The sequence below is a fragment of the Stenotrophomonas oahuensis genome (assembly GCF_031834595.1).
Taxonomy (GTDB): Bacteria; Pseudomonadota; Gammaproteobacteria; order Xanthomonadales; family Xanthomonadaceae; genus Stenotrophomonas; species Stenotrophomonas oahuensis.
In genome coordinates, this window is record NZ_CP115541.1 from 2,665,195 (window position 1) to 2,682,724 (window position 17,530).

General features: G+C 65.7%; 12 protein-coding genes. 3 read left to right on the forward strand and 9 right to left on the reverse strand.

Annotated elements, in window-relative coordinates; genetic code table 11:
* Window positions 1-18 precede the first annotated feature (18 nt).
* Both purF and PDM29_RS11765 read left to right on the forward strand, forming a co-directional pair.
* The gene (gene purF, locus PDM29_RS11760) at window positions 19-1,485 is read left to right on the forward strand and encodes an amidophosphoribosyltransferase (protein ID WP_311190325.1); all 1,467 of its coding nucleotides are present in this window, start codon (window positions 19-21) and stop codon (window positions 1,483-1,485) included.
* Window positions 1,486-1,557: 72 nt separating this feature from the next.
* The gene (locus PDM29_RS11765) at window positions 1,558-2,334 is read left to right on the forward strand and encodes a ferritin-like domain-containing protein (RefSeq protein WP_311193771.1); all 777 of its coding nucleotides are present in this window, start codon (window positions 1,558-1,560) and stop codon (window positions 2,332-2,334) included.
* 2 nt (window positions 2,335-2,336) lie between these two features.
* Here PDM29_RS11765 and PDM29_RS11770 read toward each other — a convergent pair whose 3' ends face one another.
* On the reverse strand, window positions 2,337-3,824 hold the full coding sequence (locus PDM29_RS11770) for a DUF2235 domain-containing protein (protein ID WP_311190326.1): 1,488 nt from the start codon (window positions 3,822-3,824) through the stop codon (window positions 2,337-2,339).
* Window positions 3,825-4,037: 213 nt separating this feature from the next.
* Here PDM29_RS11770 and PDM29_RS11775 point away from each other — a divergent pair, with 213 nt between their 5' ends.
* Window positions 4,038-5,291, forward strand: a complete 1,254-nt coding sequence (locus PDM29_RS11775) for a zinc-dependent metalloprotease (RefSeq protein ID WP_311190327.1) — start codon at window positions 4,038-4,040, stop codon at window positions 5,289-5,291.
* A gap of 150 nt (window positions 5,292-5,441) precedes the next feature.
* Here PDM29_RS11775 and lpxH read toward each other — a convergent pair whose 3' ends face one another.
* The 8 genes from lpxH to phoB form a co-directional block, all read right to left on the reverse strand.
* Window positions 5,442-6,182, reverse strand: a complete 741-nt coding sequence (lpxH, locus tag PDM29_RS11780) for a UDP-2,3-diacylglucosamine diphosphatase (RefSeq protein ID WP_311190328.1) — start codon at window positions 6,180-6,182, stop codon at window positions 5,442-5,444.
* 93 nt (window positions 6,183-6,275) lie between these two features.
* Entirely contained in the window at window positions 6,276-6,815 is a 540-nt protein-coding gene (locus PDM29_RS11785; protein WP_311190329.1) for a phosphatase PAP2 family protein, read from the reverse strand.
* The gene (locus tag PDM29_RS11790) at window positions 6,796-7,932 is read right to left on the reverse strand and encodes a glycosyltransferase family 4 protein (protein ID WP_311190330.1); all 1,137 of its coding nucleotides are present in this window, start codon (window positions 7,930-7,932) and stop codon (window positions 6,796-6,798) included. Before PDM29_RS11790 ends, PDM29_RS11785 begins: the two co-directional genes overlap by 20 nt.
* A gap of 369 nt (window positions 7,933-8,301) precedes the next feature.
* Window positions 8,302-11,223 carry a TonB-dependent receptor domain-containing protein gene (locus PDM29_RS11795; protein WP_311190331.1) on the reverse strand — a complete coding sequence of 974 codons (2,922 nt, stop codon included), beginning with the start codon at window positions 11,221-11,223 and terminating at the stop codon, window positions 8,302-8,304.
* Window positions 11,224-11,623: 400 nt separating this feature from the next.
* Complete coding sequence (ppx, locus tag PDM29_RS11800) at window positions 11,624-13,150, reverse strand: exopolyphosphatase (RefSeq protein ID WP_311190332.1); 1,527 nt, start codon at window positions 13,148-13,150, stop codon at window positions 11,624-11,626.
* A gap of 166 nt (window positions 13,151-13,316) precedes the next feature.
* The gene (gene ppk1 / locus PDM29_RS11805) at window positions 13,317-15,401 is read right to left on the reverse strand and encodes a polyphosphate kinase 1 (protein WP_311190333.1); all 2,085 of its coding nucleotides are present in this window, start codon (window positions 15,399-15,401) and stop codon (window positions 13,317-13,319) included.
* Window positions 15,398-16,735 carry a phosphate regulon sensor histidine kinase PhoR gene (gene phoR, locus PDM29_RS11810; protein ID WP_311190334.1) on the reverse strand — a complete coding sequence of 446 codons (1,338 nt, stop codon included), beginning with the start codon at window positions 16,733-16,735 and terminating at the stop codon, window positions 15,398-15,400. The genes ppk1 and phoR overlap by 4 nt, the downstream gene beginning before the upstream one ends.
* Window positions 16,736-16,740: 5 nt before the next feature.
* A complete protein-coding gene (gene phoB, locus PDM29_RS11815) occupies window positions 16,741-17,430 on the reverse strand; it encodes a phosphate regulon transcriptional regulator PhoB (protein WP_311190335.1) in 690 nt (229 codons plus the stop codon).
* Window positions 17,431-17,530: the final 100 nt, after the last annotated feature.

Below are 17,530 nucleotides of genomic sequence, written 5' to 3' on the forward strand. Positions count from 1 at the left end.
CCAGCGGAGATTCGCACCATGTGTGGCATCGTCGGTATTGTCGGCAACCAGAACGTCGCCGGGCAGTTGTATGACGGCTTGACCGTCCTTCAGCACCGCGGCCAGGACGCGGCAGGCATCGCCACCGCCGACGGCACCCGCCTGCGTGTGCAGAAGAAGAACGGCCTGGTCCGCGACGTGTTCGACGCCAAGACCATGTCCACCCTGGAAGGTCGCGTCGGCATCGCCCATGTGCGCTACCCGACGGCCGGCTCGGAAGGCATGGATGAAGCGCAGCCGTTCTACGTGAACTCGCCGTACGGCATCGCGCTGGCCCACAACGGCAACCTGATCAATACCGAGGCCCTGCGCCAGCAGGTGTTCGAACAGGATCGCCGCAACATCAACACCGATTCGGACAGCGAAGTGCTGCTGAACGTGTTCGCCTATGAACTGGACGCGCAGCGCCAGCTGAGCCCGGAAGCGGCCATCCGCGCCGTGGCCGGTGTGCACCGTCGCTGCAAGGGTGGCTACGCCGTGGTCAGCGTGGTGCTGGGCCTGGGCCTGGTGGCCTTCCGCGACCCGCACGGGATCCGCCCGCTGGTGCTGGGCAAGCGCAGCCACGCAGAAGGTGACGAATACATCGTGGCCTCTGAATCGGCCGCGCTGGACGTGCTGGGCTTCCAGCGCGTGCGCGACGTGCGCCCCGGCGAAGCGCTGGTGATCACTGCGCGCGGCGAGCTGTTCTCTGAAGTGTGTGCGGACCCGGTCGAACACACCCCGTGCATCTTCGAGTACGTCTACTTCGCGCGCCCGGACTCGATGATCGACAACGTCTCTGTGCACAAGGCGCGCATGCGCATGGGCATCAAGCTGGGCGAGAAGATCCTGCGCCTGCGTCCGGACCACGACATCGACACCATCATTCCGATTCCGGATACCTCGCGCGATGCCGCGCTGGAAATCTCCAACGTGCTCGGGGTGAAGTACCGCGAAGGCTTCATCAAGAACCGCTACATCGGCCGCACCTTCATCATGCCGGGGCAGGGCGAGCGGGTGAAGTCGGTGCGCCGCAAGCTCAACCCGATCCACCTGGAGTTCCGCAACCGCGTGGTGCTGCTGGTCGACGATTCGATCGTGCGCGGCACCACCAGCCAGCAGATCGTGCAGATGGCGCGCGACGCCGGCGCGCGCAAGGTGTACCTGGCCAGCGCCGCACCGCCGGTGCGTTACCCGAACATCTACGGCATCGACATGCCCGCCGCCGAAGAGCTGGTCGCGCACAACCGCACCGTCGAGCAGATCGAAGCGCACCTGGGCTGCGACTGGCTGATCTACCAAGACATCGAAGACATGGAAGCAGCGGTGAGTGAAGGCAACCAGGAGCTGAAGAACTTCGACTCCTCGTGCTTCACCGGTGTGTATCCGACCGGGATCGAGCCGGGCTATTTCGAACGCATCCAGCAGCTGCGTTCGGACGACGCCAAGCACAAGCGCCGCGCCTGAGGCGTGGCGGTGAGCGTGCCGCTGCCGCTCGATGCTGCGGCCACGGACCTGCTGCGTGCCGCGCAGCAGTGCATGGCCGAAGCCGATCCACTGCGCAAGGTCGCACTCACCCAGCACCATGCCCGGCAGTTCCGCGCCGGGCAGCTCAAGGCTGCCGCCGACGCGCAGCCGCCGGAGCCGATCCGCATGCCCGGTCGCCCGCCGCAGCTGCAACTGGTGCACCCGCGCGAGCTGCCGCGACGCGGGCTGGGCAGCCCGGAAGGGCGGGCGGCCTTCATTCACGCCATCGCGCATATCGAGTTGAATGCCATCGACCTGGCCTGGGACGCGGTGTATCGCTTCCGTGGGCTGCCGTCGTCATTCCATGCCGATTGGGTGAGCGTCGCCGATGACGAATCGCGCCACTTCATGCTGCTGCAGGGGCGTCTTGAAGCGCACGGTCACCGCTATGGGGATTTTCCCGCGCACAACGGCCTGTGGGACATGTGCGAACGAACCGCGCACGACGGCCTGTCGCGCATGGCGCTGGTGCCGCGGGTGCTGGAAGCGCGCGGACTGGACGTCACCCCGGGCATGATCACCAAGCTGCGGTCGGCCAACGACCACGCCACCGCCGATGTGCTGGAAGTGATCCTGCGCGAGGAAGTGGCGCATGTGGCGGCTGGCTCGCGCTGGTATCGGTGGTACTGCGCCCGCGAAGGAGTGGAGCCGCGTGCACGTTTCATCGCGCTGCTGAAGGAGTACGCGGGCGGGTATCTCAACGGGCCGTTCAACCTGGAAGCGCGTTTGCTGGCCGGGTTTGATGAAGAAGAGATGGCCGATCTGGTAGAGCAGGCAGGAAATTCGTGATTTCAGGCGTTGGCCAACACCACGCGCTTTCCGTCTTCCGTTGGCCGGTTGATGTAGAACAACCCCGGCCCGGGCCGATACGGCAACTCCCTTACGCCCTCGTCCGCCGCATACAACAGCGCCGTATCCCCCAGCGCATCGAAATTCCAATGCGCAGACTGCATCAGGTAACGCTGCCGTAATCGCAGTTCCTGCGCCGCATCCAGCGCGTGGCCCGCCAGTAATCGCGCGGCAATGTCCTGCAGTTCGGCCGGTAACGCCAGCCCCGGTATCGCATCCGGCGACTGCTGCCACACCACGCCGGCTGCCACCGCGCGCGCATGCATCAGCCGCAACGCCACCAGCTGGTAGCGCCAGTCAATCTCGCGCTTCAACACCACCGCCGCATGCGCGAACAACACCCATTGCGGCAGCACGCTGTTGCTGCCGGCCACGCGCATCTGCTGCCAGCGATGCCAGACATCCACCCAAACCGCGTCATCGTCCAGGTCCAGGGCTTTCTGCCAGCGCCTGCACGCGGCCTGTGCGCGAACGTATACCTGGGTGCTGCGCAGCAGAGACAGCGGCGGTGCCGTGGTGTCGGGCACGTCATGCTGTCGGATGCGCTGGCCCTGCGGCCGGGTCAGCAGCTTGGGGCCTTCGATGCGCTGGTCGTAACTGCCGCCGATGTTGGCGTGCGCGCCGGGCAGGGCGATCTCCTCGAAGGTCGGTGCCACCGTGGTCAAGGCGAAATGATGGCGATGCTCGTCGCGCGCGGTGAGCTGCACCACGGTATCGGCGCAACCGGCCTTCAGCGCGACCTGTGGCCGCTGGTCGGCTTGGCGGGAATCGATGGCCACTACGGTGTCGAACAGGCCGACGAAGCGCACCGGACGTGAACGCACCACGCTGTCGCCCAGCAGCTGCCAGCCGGTGCGGCGCAGCTGTTCGCGCAGCCAGTCGCGGCCCCCGGCGCGGTTGAGCCGGTTCACTGCGTCGCGGGCCGAAGCCGCCCCGCGCGAGAACCCGAACAGGTCCAGCCGCACCTCACCCAGCACCCGGCCGGGACGCGCCTGCGCGAGCGCCCGCAACGCCTCCGGCAAACGTTCGTCGAGGGCACGCCGGACCTTGGCGATCACCCCGCTGCGGCCAATGCCGAACGCCAGGCCCATCAGGTCATCCTCTTCACCGGTGCGCGTGCCGGCACCTTCGATGTAGATCGCCAGCGACAGCAGCCCGGGCAGGGCAGGGGAGGCAGCACGGTGGTCCGGATACAGCGCGTGCAACCGCGCGATGTTGGTCAGCCCGTTGCTGTAGCTGCTGGTCAGGCGGCTTTGATACGGCGATGCATCATCGGCAAGCACCGCCGGGGCCGGCGGACGCGGGGCGGGCGTGGTGCTGCCGGCAGGACGCGAGGCATGCTGCAGGTTGTCGGCGTTGTTGCGGGTGCCGTCGAAGAACAGGCCGATCTGGAGCGAAACGAGGTCGGTCTCATCAGGTTGCCCTGCCATGGCGTCGGTTCCCGGTCGATGCACGGCCACGTTAACGCGAAAGCGGTACTTACGCGACATAGCTGAACCGTCGTGGCTGCCGATCACAGTTCCAGACATTGACCGGGCAGACCTCTTGTTTTCACACGAATGATTGAAGCCATATGACATGGCTGCTGACAGGGGCGGCAGTGCACCAACAACCATGACTGTTCACTCACGGAGAACGACACAATGTCCAGTTCGATGAGAAAGACCGCAGGTGTGTTAGCGCTGTGCCTGGTGGGCGTGGGAACTGCCGCCGCGGCCCCGTTGTTCGAGCCGGTGACGGTGCTCAGCCGCGCCAGCGCGGCCAGCCAGCCGGCGGTGCAGGCGCTGTTATCGGCCCCGTCCACTGCGGCGGTGGAAGAAGTCCGCGTGGATGCCGCCGCCGTGGCACCGGCGCAGCGGCAACTGGAGTTCGCGCTGCTGGGTACGCAGGTGAAGGCGCTTCAGCAGCGCGTTGAAAGCCTGCCCGACGGCGGCAGCATCTGGTACGGCCAGCTGCGTTCGGCCTCGGACAAGCTGACCCGTGCCAGCACCAATGACCCGGGCAATTCGGTGATCCTGGTCAGCGACGGCCAGACCGTGACCGGTTCGATCCGTAAGGACGGTCAGCTGTATCGCCTGCGCCCGGTCAGCGATGGCCGGCACATGCTGGTCCAGGTGGACGAGTCCCGCATGCCGGCCGATCATCCGGCCGCCGATTACAACGCCTTGCCGAAGATCGACATGGCGGTGGACGAGAAAGTGACCGCAGCGGCCGCGTCGTCCGGCACGCCAGCGACCATCCGCGTGCTGGTGGCGGCGACCAATGCGGCGGTCAGTGCTTACGGTGGCAACATGCAGTCGCTGGTGCAGCTGGCCGTGGCCGAGTCCAACCAGGGCTACGTCAACAGCAACGTGGGCATCACCCTGCAACTGGCCAACTATCAGGCGGTGTCCTACACCGAGTCGGGCAACTTCAGCACCGACCTCGCGCGCTTCCGCTCCACCAGTGACGGTTACATGGACGCCATCCACACCACCCGCAACAGCACCGCCGCCGACGTGGCCGTGCTGCTGATCAACAACAGCAGTTATTGCGGGCTGGCATCAGGCATTGGTTCCAGCGCGTCCACTGCATTTGCAGCGGTGTATTGGGACTGCGCCACAGGGTACTACTCGTTCGCGCATGAAATCGGCCATCTGCAGAGCGCGCGGCATGACATTGCCACCGATCCCAGCACCAGCCCGTATGCGTACGGTCATGGCTATCGTTACCAGCCGAGCACGGGTTCGCGCTGGCGCACGATCATGGCCTATGACTGCACCAGCGGCTGCCCGCGGTTGAACTTCTGGTCAAACCCGAACATCAGCTACAACGGCGTGCCGATGGGCATTGCCGCCAGTGCGGACAACCAGCGCGTACTGGTCAACACCAAGGCGGCCATCGCCGCATTCCGGTGACGTAACATGGTGCGCACGACCAACGGTGTGCCCGCCGCGAGGCGGGCACCCTTCGGGCCATCGACAATCGATGTCAGGAAGGGCTATGCCCTTCCTTGCGTGCGCTACCGTTGGATGCGCGGGTAGGTACCCACCGTTGGTGGGTACGCTTTACGCCAGCGAATCCAGCGTCCAGCCCTGCGGCGTGACCCGCAGCACCGAGCCCTGCTCGTACCAGTCGCCCAGCACGATACGCGTGCAGGCGCGGCCACCGGCTTCCACGGCATGGATGGCAGGACGGTGCGTGTGGCCGTGGATCATCGTCTCCACGCCATGGCGGATGAAGGTGGCAACCACTTCGTCCGGAGCCACATCGGTCACCGTCTCGAACGTGGCACGGTCACCCTGCTTCATATCCGACTGGCGTGCCTGGCTGGCATCGCGTGCCTTCTGCGCGAAGGCAATGCGTGCGGCCAGCGGCTGCGCCAGGAACTGCGCCTGGAACACCGGGTCGCGGGTCTGCGCGCGGAACTGCTGGTAGGCCACGTCGTCCGTGCACAGCAGGTCGCCGTGGCCCAGCAACACAGGCCGGCCGTAAAGGTCAATCACTGTGGGATCGGGCAGGATGCGGAAACCCGCGCGGCGAGCATAGTCCTCGCCGACGAGGAAATCGCGGTTGCCGCGGATGAAGTACACCGGCACGCCTGCATCGGCCACGGCCTTGAGCGCGTCGGCGACGGCATCGGCGGCGGGCGAGGGCGTGTCATCGCCGATCCAGGCCTCGAACAGATCGCCCAGGATGTACAGCGCCTCGGCCTGCATGGCTTCATCGCGCAGGAACGCCAGGAACAGGTCGGTAATGGCTGGACGGCTGGGGTCCAGATGCAGGTCGGAAATGAACAGCGTGGTCATCCGTGCATTGTACCGCTGGCCTTGCCCGCGTAGAGCCACGCCCTGCGTGGCTTCGACCCGGTTTGGTTGCACGCAGCCACGCAGGGCGTGGCTCTACAGCCCAATTGGCAGCCAACGCAGGCTGGCACCGGCCAGGGCCGTGGCGATCGCCGTGGCGGCAAGCACGTCGCTAGGGTAATGCAGCCCCAACACCACCCGCGACAGACCCACCGCCAGCGTGAACGGCACCAGCAGCGGTGCCAGCCAGGGGTAGTAAGCCAGCGCGACAATGGTGAACGACACCGCGTGCAGGGTATGCCCGGACGGGAAGCTGAACTCGTCCAGCGGGGCCACCCAGGCTCGAATGCGCAGATCGGCCGCGAACGGCCGCGGGCGCCGCGTCCAGCGCTTCAGCCCTTTGTAAAGCAGCAGGGCCATCACCCCGGTGGCGGCCATGTGGATCGACGCGCGCAGGCCATCGAAGCCGTCCACCACCACCAGCACCCCCATCAGCGCGTACCAGAACACCCCATCGCCGAGCCGGCTGACAGTGGCGAACAGGCGGCGCACGTGGCGGCGGCGACAATAGTGATTGGCGCGACGGCACCAACGGGTTTCGCGCCCGCGCAGTGTATCAAGCGGCATGATCGGCATGGGGCCTCCGGGCGTGGGCCAGTTCGGTCAGCAGGGCATCAAACTCCGCCACCACCTGCTGGGGATGCAACCGCTTCATCGCCAGCGCGGCATTGCGGCCCAACCGCTGGCGTTCGCTGTCCTGTTCGGCCAGGCGCACGGCAGCAGCCTGGAACTGTTCGTCATCGTTCACGGCCACGCCGCTCTCATCGGTGCGCAGATACTCGCGCGCTGCACCGTAGTCGAAGGCGACCGTGGCGACACCGCTGGCCATGGCCTCCAGGGTGACGTTGCCGAAGGTTTCACTGCGGCTGGCAAACAGGAACAGGTCGCCGCTGGCGAAGTGTCGGGCCAGGGCGTCGCCGCGCTGCACGCCGCGGAAAATGAAATCCGGGTTGTCATGCGCCAGCTTTTCCCGCGACGGACCGTCGCCGACGAACACGAAGCGTGCTTTGGGGCGGACCTGCTGCAGCTTGCGGAAGGCTTTCACCGCCAGGCCCAGGTTCTTCTCCGGCGCAATGCGACCGACGTAGATGGCGGCAAAGCCGTTGCCGTCGATGCCCCACTCCTCGCGCAGCGTCGGATCGCGCCGCTGCGGATCGAACTGGGTGCTGTCCACCGCGCGGGCAAGCAGTCGCACGCGATCAAAGCCCTGCCCGGTCAAAAACTGCTGCAGTTCCTGGGTGGGCACCAGGGTCGCATCGGCCTGGTTGTGGAAGCGGCGCATCCACCGCATGGCGGCGGCCTGCAGCCACGCCACGCCGTAGTCCGGCAGATACTCATCGAAGCGGGTATGGAAGCCGGTGGCGACCGGAATACCCAGCCGCCGCGCAGTGCGCAGCGCTGACCAGCCCAGCGGGCCCTCAGTGGCGATATAGATGGCATCGGGCCGATGCTGCTGCCACTGCCGGGCCAGCCGCTTGGGGGCAGGCAGGCCGAAGCGCAGGCCCGGATAGCGCGGCAGACCGGCTCCGGATACCAGCAGGGCATCGCCGCTATCGGCTTCATCGCCCTGGCGAGGGCGCACCAGGTCGACCTGATGACCGGCCTCGCGCAGGCCCATTTCCAGGCCCTGCACGGTCAACGCCACACCGTTGACCTCCGGCGGATAGGTTTCGGTGACGATGGCATAGCGCATGGCGGGCCTCCAGTTTCCGCGCATGCTCGCGGCTGGCGATGTAGCCGACATGACGCAGGTGTTACCGACGGATGACCGGGCGCTTGATTGCCGTCTGCCTGGTTGCTGTGGGATTTTGGCGAACCGCCCTCGGCTGCTGATCTACGTGTTTAGGGCCATCGGATGGGGGGTACGGGACACGCCGTTAACCCACCCCGGCACGCCCAAACACGGACACCGATGAACCAAAGGCTGTTCGCACAGAACCAACAGCAGCCGGGCAACGCCCGGCGACCCGTACGTCGTGCAATCGCAATCGCAAATCAAGCAGGCAGAAAAAAACCACGGCCCCGAAGGGCCGTGGTTGTCATGCAGCTACAGCGCGATGGATCAGAAGCGCTGCTGGTACTTCATGTACACGAAGCGACCGATGTCGTAGCCGCCGTAGTACGAGAAGGCCGAGTTCGGCTTGCTGTACATCACCGGACCGTACTTCTCGAACACGTTGTTGGCACCGACCGACACCGTGGCATCCCACGGCAGGCTGTAGCGGAACTGCACGTCGTGGAAGGTTACCGAACCACGCTCGTTGTAGTTGCGCATGCCGGTGTACCACGGCGCGTACTGGCCCGGATCCGAGCACTCATCCGGGTACTGCGTGGGGTTGGTGCACTGTTCCTTCACGCCCGAGTAGTAGCGCGCGGTCCAGCTCGCACCGAAGTTGCCCAGGTCGTAACCCAGCACCAGGTTCGAACGCACGCGGAAGGCGCTGCCAATACCGTTGGTCACGATCGGAACGCTCGAGCTGTCGTTCGTGGTGCGGTAGGTGGCGCTGGACACGTAGGTCGTTGCCGAGTTGACCGTGAACTTGCCAAAGCCCGTTTCCAGACGGTAGCTGACGTCCAGGTCGTAGCCTTCGGTTTCCATGAAGCCGGCATTGCGGTTGCCGAACTGCAGGTTGGTCACGATGCCGGTGACCGGGTCACGGTCAAAGCGGGTGCAACGCGAGGCAATGCCCTGCTCGTAGCAGTCGCGCAGGATCAGGGTCGGCGTATCGGCAATGATGGTGTTGTCGATGCGGATCTTCCACCAGTCCAGCGAGGCGTTGAAGCCCTGGATGAAGCTCGGGCTCCAGACCAGGCCCAGGGTCTTGCTGGTCGAGGTTTCCGGGGTCAGCAGCGGGTTGGAGCCCGAGGTGAACGGCACCGGCGTGGCGTCAGTGGCGTTGTTGACCGGCTGGTTACCCTGGCGCAGCTGACGGAAGGTGTCGGCGTTGGCAATGTCCTGCGCGCAACGTGCGCGGACGGCGGCGCTGGAACCGGACGAACCGAAGCGCACGTCGCACGGATCGCTGAACTGCGCGAAGGTTTCCGAGCCGCCACCGAACAGGTCGTTGATGGTCGGGGCGCGGAAGCCTTCAGCCCAGGTACCACGCACCATCAGCGATTCGATCGGCTTCCACTTGAAGCCAAACTTGCTGTTGAGCGTGTTGCCGAAGGTGTCGTAATCCGAGAAACGGGTCGCGCCGTTGAAGGACAGTTCCTTCGCACCCGGCAGGTCGGCCAGCACCGGCACGTTCACTTCCAGATAGGCTTCATTGACCGTGTAGTCGCCACCGGTCGGGCCAGCGGCCAGGTTGGTGGTGGCACCGGTCTGCGCCAGCGCGTCCGGCAGGTACTTGCCTTCTTCCTTGCGGTTTTCCACGCCGAAGGCGAAGCCCAGGTCGCCAGCCGGCAAGGTCATGATGCTGCCGGCGATGTTGGCGAAGAAGTTCTTCGAGGTGGTCTGGCCCTTGGTCACTTCTTCCGGGAACAGCCACGCCTGCAGTTCTTCATTGCCGTACAGGCCGTTTGCCGCGGTGGTGCCGTACGGGATCAGCGGGTTCCACGGCTTGCACACATCGGCCGAGATCGGCGCGGCAGCGGTACCGCACTGCACCTGGCCGGTGGCGGCGTTGTAGAACGACGGACCCACGCCTGCGGCGACGCGCGCCTTGTGCAGGTTGCCGGTCGCTACCGACTCCAGCTCGTTGCGGTTGTACTGGTAGCCCACTTCCCAGTCGAAGTAGCGCTCGCCAATGTCGAACGAGCCGTCGAACGACGCCACCGCACGGTAGGTCTTCAGCTCGCTCGTGGTGACGCGCGGGATTTCCCAGGTACGACGGTTCCAGGCCACAGCGGTCGGCGTGGCATAGCCGTGCTGGCGACCGAACGGGTTGAAGTAGCTGTCGATCGACATCGAGCCGACGCCGGCGGTGCTCGACTGCAGCGGATAGCCGGCAATCTGGCGAGTCGATTCGCGCTGGTTGTAGCCCAGTTCGGTGCGGAAGTTGACGTTCTCGGTGATGGCGAATCGACCGTCGAAGTACACCGAGTCGCGCTTGACCGGATACATCACGTGCATCTGGTCATTGGCGTTGCTGACGTCACCGGTGAACGGGGTGGTGTCGGTGCGGTGGTAGTTGCCCGGCAGTGTCGGGTCGGTGCCACGGTTGAGCGAATAGCCGCAGCCCGCGGTCGCGGTGCAGCCCGGGCCGCGCAGGCCGGTGATCTGGCCGTACTGGCTCAGCGTGGTCCAGTTGGTGGCATCGTTCGGGTGACGGTCGGTCATGCCGTACTGGCTGAACCCGCGGTCGCGCGCCCACACGCCCTTTTCTTCGGCGTGCTCGGCCGAGAAGGTCAGCGAGATGCGGTCATTGCTCCAGCCGGTGACCACGTCGAAGCGCGAGCGTTCGCCGTCGCCCTGGCTGTACTGGCCGTGGTAGGCGTTGACGGTGGTGCCGGTGACGTTGCTGCGGGTGATGATGTTGACCACGCCGGCCATCGCGTCCGAGCCGTAAATGGCCGACGCGCCGTCCTTCAGTACTTCAATCCGTTCCACTGCCGACACCGGCAGGGTGGACACGTCCTGGTAGCCCGAGGTGCTGATGCCCAGGCGCTTGCCGTTGACCAGCACCAGGGTGCGCTGGGTGCCCAGGTTGCGCATGTCGATGTAGGTACCGCCAGCGTTCTCACCGGCGGTCAGCGCATTTGCGCGGCTGATGGTCGGGCTGCCCATGGCGGTGACGTTCTGCAGGATGTCGGCGACCGAGCTGAAGCCCTGCTTTTCGATGTCGTTGCGGCTGATCGCGAAGACCGGCTGCGCAGTTTCAACGTCGACCTGGCGGATGCGCGAACCGGTGATCTCGATGCGGTCTAGGTTGGTGGTGTTGGCCGTGTCCTGTGCCATGGCCGGGGCGGCCATCAGGCCGGCAGTCCCTGCAACCAGGGCATAGCGGATCGCCTGTCCCAGTACGTTGGTGCGTGAATTCATGAAGGCTCTCTCTCTCGTTTGAATCTGGATCAAAAGAGGTGGCGGGGATCCCAAGTACCCCGCCTCCCCGAAAAACCAGCCGCCAAGTGAGGCTGGTGTTCCGATGTTTGTCCGTTTCTTAACGTCTTGTAAAGCGTTTGTTCACTTTTTTTCATTAAAAAGTAACAAACGGGAGAAATATTCTGTGGATTCAGCGCTTTGTGATGTTGGCGTGAATTTTTTCGTGTGTCCAGATGTGTCGGAATGTGTCGGATTGGTGCGCCGCACAAGAAAAACTGCGCACCGGATCACAGGTAGGGCCACGCCCTGCGTGGCTGCTTGTCAGCGGGACGCAACAAAAAACCCGGCTGGGGCCGGGTTTGGAGGTTCAGACAGAGGTGCAGCCGCGCACGGCGTGGCTCTACGTCACGAAGGGGCGGAACTGGACACCCAGCCCGGCCATGCCGTCGGCTTCGCCCAGCAGGTCGGCCCGCAGCAGGGGGCGGGCATCGATGAATGCCTGCGGCAGGATCAACGCCAGGCGGTTGTCGTCGGCGGTCAGTTCCAGCGCCGGCAACGGGGTGTCTTCATGTGCGCGGTTGAGCAGCACCGCCAGGCGCAGCAAGGCGGTCATGCGCCGGGCCGGCTGCAACAGGCGCTCGGGCAGGGCATCGAACGCGGTCTTGGACACGTTGCGGCGGTGGCTGCGCACCATCGCCGCCAGCAGCTGCTGCTCCTGCCGCGAGAAGCCGGCAATGTCCGAATTTTCCAGCACGTAGCTGCCGTGCACGTGGTAGCCACTGTGGGCGATCATCAGCCCCAGTTCGTGCAGGCGCGCGGCCCAGCCCAGCATGCGCGCGTCGTCCGCATCCAGCTTCCAGCGGTCCTCGACCTGCGCGAGCAGGTCCAGCGCGGTGCTTTCCACCCGTGCAGCCTGGGCGGTGTCGATGCCATAACGCAGGGTCAGCGCGTCGACCGATTCGTCGCGCAGGTCGTTCTCGCTGGCGCGGCCCAGGATGTCGTACAGAATGCCTTCGCGCATCGCGGCTTTGCTGACCAGCAGCTTCTGCAGGCCCAAGGCCTGGAACGCGGCTTCCAGCACCAGGATGCCGCCGGCGATGATCGGCCGGCGCTCGGCTGACAACCCCGGCAGGTTGATGTCTTCGATCTTCTTCGCTTTCAACAGTTCGTCGCGCAGCTGCGGCAGCGCCTCGGCGGTGATCGCGCCCTTGCTCAGCTTCATGCTGGCGCAGATCTCGCTGATCGCCTTGTGGGTGCCGGAAGAACCCAGCGCTTCCTGCCAACCCAGCGCACGGTACTTGGTGGCGAACTGCTGGAACTCGGCACCGATCTCGGTCAGGGCATCTTTCCAGCGCCGCTTGCTCAACTTGCCACCGGGGAAGAAGCGCCGCGTGCTGGCGATACAGCCGGCCTGCAGGCTTTCGCGTTCCAGGGTCTGCATGCCCTGGCCGATGATGAACTCGGTGGAGCCACCGCCAATGTCGATTACCAGCCGGCGTTGGTCGGGCTTGGGCGGCTGCGCATGGGCCACGCCCAGGTAGATCAGGCGTGCCTCTTCGCGACCGCTGACCACTTCAATGGCGTAGCCCAACGCGGTTTCGGCCGGCATCAGGAAGGCCTGCGGCGAGCGCAGCTGGCGCACGGTATTGGTGGCCAGGGCGCGCACCCGGGTGGCGGGAATGCCACGCAGGCGCTGCCCGAACCGGGCCAGGCACTCCAGCGCGCGCTGGCGGGCTTCGGCGGACAGCCCGCCTTTGCCATCCAGACCATCGGCCATGCGCACGGTCTCGCGCAGACGGTCCACCACGCGCAACTGCCCGAGCGTGTAGCGCGCGATGACCATGTGGAAACTGTTGGAGCCCAGGTCGATGGCGGCGAGCAGGTCGCCATCCTGCAGTGCGGGGGGAGTCGTGGAGGTATGCGGCATGGCGGAATGGTAGCCGAAGCGGGGTGCCGCTCGTCACCGCGCGGTCTTCACATGGGGGCGTTGCGACTATCGGTCGCGGCATTGCCCCGGTAGGTGCCCACCGTTGGTGGGCACATGAGGAATCCCGACCAACGGTCGGGATCTACCGATGGCGTTGTTGCAGGGCCTAGAGGCCCTGCATCAACGCCATCTGCGCCGAATGCGGCGGCTCGTCGTGGCCGGGCACGCACTTGCGGTACTCACCGTCGGCATGCAGCTCCCAGGCATTGAGGTTGTCGTCCAGGTAGTTCTGCAGCACCTCGCGGTAAACGCGACGGGCCAGCTCGGCGTCCAGAATCGGGAAGCAGGTCTCCACCCGGCGCAGCAGGTTGCGCTCCAGCCAGTCGGCGCTGGCGCAGTAGAGCTCCGATGCGCCGTCATTGCCGAACCAGTACACCCGGCTGTGTTCCAGGAAGCGGCCGACGATCGAACGCACCCGGATGTTCTCCGACACCCCGGGCACGCCCGGGCGCAGGGTGCAGGCGCCGCGTACGATCAGGTCGATCTGCACGCCGGCCTGCGAGGCGGCGTACAGCGCACGCACCACCTGTGGCTCGTTCAGGGCATTCATCTTGGCGATGATCCGACCCGGGCGGCCGCTGGAGGCCAGGCGCATCTCGCGTTCGATCTTCTGCAGCAGCCCGTTGTGAAGCGTGAACGGCGACTGCAGCAGGCGCTTCAGCCGGGTCTTCGGGGCCAGCCCGGACAGCTGCTGGAACAGCAGGTGCACGTCGTTGCCGATGTCGGGATCGGCGGTGATCAGGCTGAGGTCGGTGTAGGCCCGTGCCGTGCCGCTGTGGTAGTTGCCGGTGCCCAGATGCACATAGCGGCGCAGTTTGCGGCCTTCGCGGCGCACGATCAGCAGCATCTTGGCGTGGGTCTTGAAGCCCACCACGCCATACACCACCTGCACGCCGGCCTCCTGCAGGCGATCGGCCAGGCCCAGGTTGGCCTCTTCGTCGAAGCGCGCACGCAGCTCCACCACCACAGTGACGTCCTTGCCGTTGCGCGCGGCCTGGATCAGGGCGTCGACAATCTGGGAGTCCTTGCCGGTGCGGTACAAGGTCTGCTTGATCGCCAGTACGTTGGGGTCCACGGCGGCCTGCTTGATCAGGTCCAGCACCGCGGTGAACGCATCGAACGGATGGTGCAGCAGCACGTCCTTGTGAGCCACGGTCTCAAAAATGCCATCCGTGTCGCGCAGGGTGCGCGGACTCATCGGCGGATATTTCAGATCGGGGCGGGACAGCAGGTCATACAGCTGGATCACGCGGTTGAGGTTGACCGGGCCATCGATACGGTACACCGCGTTCTCGGTCAGGCCGAAGTTCTGCAGCAGAGTGCGCACGATCTCACGCGGGCAGTCGTGGGCGATCTCCAGCCGCACCGCCGGCCGATAGCCGCGGTCCACCAGTTCATCGCGCAGCGCCAGCGCCAGGTTCTCGACCTCTTCCTCGTCCACCACCAGCTCGGAATTGCGCGTCACGCGGAACTGGTAGGCCCCCTGGACCTCCATGCCCGGGAACAGCTCCTCCACGAAGGTGGACAGCACCGAGGACAGAAACACGTAGGTCTGCGCGCCGTTGCCCAGCGAATCGGGCAGCTGGATGATGCGCGGCAGCGAGCGCGGTGCACGCACGATAGCCAGGTGACCGGCACGGCCGAACGCGTCGGTCCCCTTGAGTACCACCACGATGTTCAGCGATTTGTTGAGGATCTTCGGGAACGGGTGTGACGGGTCCAGGCCCAGTGGCGACAGCACCGGCATGATCTCGTTGCGGAAGTACGCCCGCAGCCAGCGCTTCTGGCGGTGATTCCACGAGTGCCGGCCGAGCACGTCGATACCGGCGTCGTGCAGGGCAGGGCGCAGGGTTTCATTCCAGCAGCGATATTGCTGGTCCACCAGTTCGGCGGCGCGGTCATGGATCGCTCCCAGAATCGCCTGCGGGGTCATGCCATCCGGTGCCGGCGGCAGGCCGAACTCCTGCGCGTGACGCACGGCGGCAGCGCGGATCTCGAAGAATTCGTCCAGGTTGGTGCAGGAAATGCACATGAAGCGCAGCCGCTCCAGTACCGGCACCTGCGGGTCCATGGCCTGGGCCAGCACGCGGAAGTTGAAATCCAGCTGCGACAGCTCGCGGTTGATGTACAGCGACGGCTCGCGCAGTGCGTCGGTGTCCGTCGGCAGTGCGATGGGAACAAGGGTGCTCATGCGGAGAAGTCTTCGGCAGTAGGAAGAGCGGCTTCGGTGCGCGCGCGCACGTGGTCGGCGTCAAAGTGGCACGAGAACGTGCTGCCTTTGCCGACTTCGCTCTGGATGTCCAGGCGTGCATGGTGCAGGCCCAGAATGTGTTTGACGATGGACAGGCCCAGCCCGGTGCCGCCGCTTTCGCGCGAACGGCTGCTGGACACGCGGTAGAAGCGCTCGGTCAGGCGCGGCAGATGGTTTGCCGGAATGCCGTAGCCGGTGTCGCGCACCGACAGCACCACGCCCTGGCCTTCGCGCGCCAGCAGAACCTCGATGCGGCCGTCCGCCGGGGTGTAACGCACCGCATTGGTGACCAGGTTGGAGAACGCGCTGTGCAGTTCCTTGGTCGAGCCCAGCAGGTCCACGCCGGCAGCGTCGGTCACGCTGATCTGATGGCGCCCCTGGCTGTGTGCCTCTGCCTCGCGACGCAGGGTGGCCAGCATCGGGGCCATCGCCACGGTCTCTTCTTCGGTGTGTTCCTGCGACTCCAGCCGCGACAAGGTCAGCAGGTCTTCGACCAGCTGGGCCATGCGTTGGGATTGCTTGCGCATTTCCTCCAGCATCGGCCCCGTGCCGGGGAAATCCTCCGGGTCCATCATGTCCAGGTAGCCGTGCACCACGGTCAGCGGCGTGCGCAGCTCGTGCGAAACGTTGGCAACGAAGTCGCGGCGGACCTGTTCCAGTCGCAGCAGCTTGCTCACGTCGCGCGCGATCAGCAGCCAGTAATCCGCCGAGTAGGGGATCAGGCGCAGGTTCAGACGGATCGCCGGATCGACCGGCGAGGGCACGTCCAGAATCGGCTCGGCATTGCGGCCGCCCGCCAGCCAATGGGCCAGCGGCATCGGCTGCAGGCGTTCCACCAACGCCTCGCCCAGGTCACCCGGGTGATGCAGCCCGAGCAGGGAGGTGGCTGCTTCGTTGAACCACTGCACGCGTTGACTGTTGCGGTCCACCACCACCACCGCATCGGGCAGCGCGGCGGCTGCGGCGCGGTAGCTGCGCAGCATGTCGAGCAGGCGGCGCTTGCGCGTGCGCATTTCCACCTGATTGCGGTACAGCACCCGGTCCAGCTCGTTCCACACGCCGGTGCCGCTGGCGGTTTCCCAGCGCTGGCGCGCAGTCAGCCGGCCCAGCACGGCGCGCAGCCGCCAGTAGTGCCAGACCAGCGAACCGATGGACACCAGCGCGATGCACATCCAGACATGCCCGGTGGCCAATCCCACCAGCACGGCGGCCAGCAGCAGAACGGCCAGGGTGGCAAGCGTTTTCAACCAGGCGGAGCGGATGTGGCGTGGCATTGTGATCAGGTCGACGTCGAAAACCGATAACCCGCCCCACGCACGGTCTGCACCATGTTCTCGGCACCAAACGGTTCCAGCGTCTTGCGCAGACGGCGGATGTGCACGTCGATGGTGCGTTCTTCCACATACACGCTGCCGCCCCACACATGGTCGAGCAGCTGTGCGCGGGTATAGACGCGTTCCGGGTGGGTCATGAAGAAGTGCAGCAGCCGGTACTCGGTCGGGCCGATCGGAATCGGCTGGTCGCCGGCAAACACCCGATGTGCGGCACCGTCGATACGGATGCTGCCCACCGCCACGCTGCCGTCTTCGTCATCCTCGCGGGCGCGGCGCATCACCGCACGGATGCGGGCCAGCAGTTCGCGCGCCGAGAACGGCTTGACCACATAGTCGTCGACACCGGCTTCGAGCCCGCCAACACGGTCGTTCTCCTCACCGCGCGCGGTCAGCATGATGATCGGCACCTCACGGGTGAGGGCCTCCTTGCGCCACCGCCGGGCCAGGTCCAGGCCGCTGGTGCCCGGCAGCATCCAATCCAGCAGGATCAGGTCCGGCACGCGGTCGGCAATGGCCGTCTGCGCCTCGCGCGCATCGCCGGCGTGGATGGGATCGTAGTCGCCCTTGCGCAGGGCGAAGGCGACCATTTCGCGGATCGCGGGTTCGTCGTCGACGATCAGGATGCGTTTCTGCACGTGCCCACCGTAATGCTTATCAGACCGGGATGCTGCCCAGTAGACTACGGTTTCATGACAGGTTTGTGACCACCCTGGCGGCCTGATTCATCGATGTGTC

Coding starts and splice junctions, on each gene's coding strand:
- purF (WP_311190325.1), top strand. CDS start 19: ATGTGTGGCATCGTCGGTATTGTCGGCAACCAGAACGTCGCCGGGCAG.
- PDM29_RS11765 (WP_311193771.1), top strand. CDS start 1,558: ATGGCCGAAGCCGATCCACTGCGCAAGGTCGCACTCACCCAGCACCAT.
- PDM29_RS11770 (WP_311190326.1), bottom strand. CDS start 3,824: ATGGCAGGGCAACCTGATGAGACCGACCTCGTTTCGCTCCAGATCGGC.
- PDM29_RS11775 (WP_311190327.1), top strand. CDS start 4,038: ATGTCCAGTTCGATGAGAAAGACCGCAGGTGTGTTAGCGCTGTGCCTG.
- lpxH (WP_311190328.1), bottom strand. CDS start 6,182: ATGACCACGCTGTTCATTTCCGACCTGCATCTGGACCCCAGCCGTCCA.
- PDM29_RS11785 (WP_311190329.1), bottom strand. CDS start 6,815: ATGCCGATCATGCCGCTTGATACACTGCGCGGGCGCGAAACCCGTTGG.
- PDM29_RS11790 (WP_311190330.1), bottom strand. CDS start 7,932: ATGCGCTATGCCATCGTCACCGAAACCTATCCGCCGGAGGTCAACGGT.
- PDM29_RS11795 (WP_311190331.1), bottom strand. CDS start 11,223: ATGAATTCACGCACCAACGTACTGGGACAGGCGATCCGCTATGCCCTG.
- ppx (WP_311190332.1), bottom strand. CDS start 13,150: ATGCCGCATACCTCCACGACTCCCCCCGCACTGCAGGATGGCGACCTG.
- ppk1 (WP_311190333.1), bottom strand. CDS start 15,401: ATGAGCACCCTTGTTCCCATCGCACTGCCGACGGACACCGACGCACTG.
- phoR (WP_311190334.1), bottom strand. CDS start 16,735: ATGCCACGCCACATCCGCTCCGCCTGGTTGAAAACGCTTGCCACCCTG.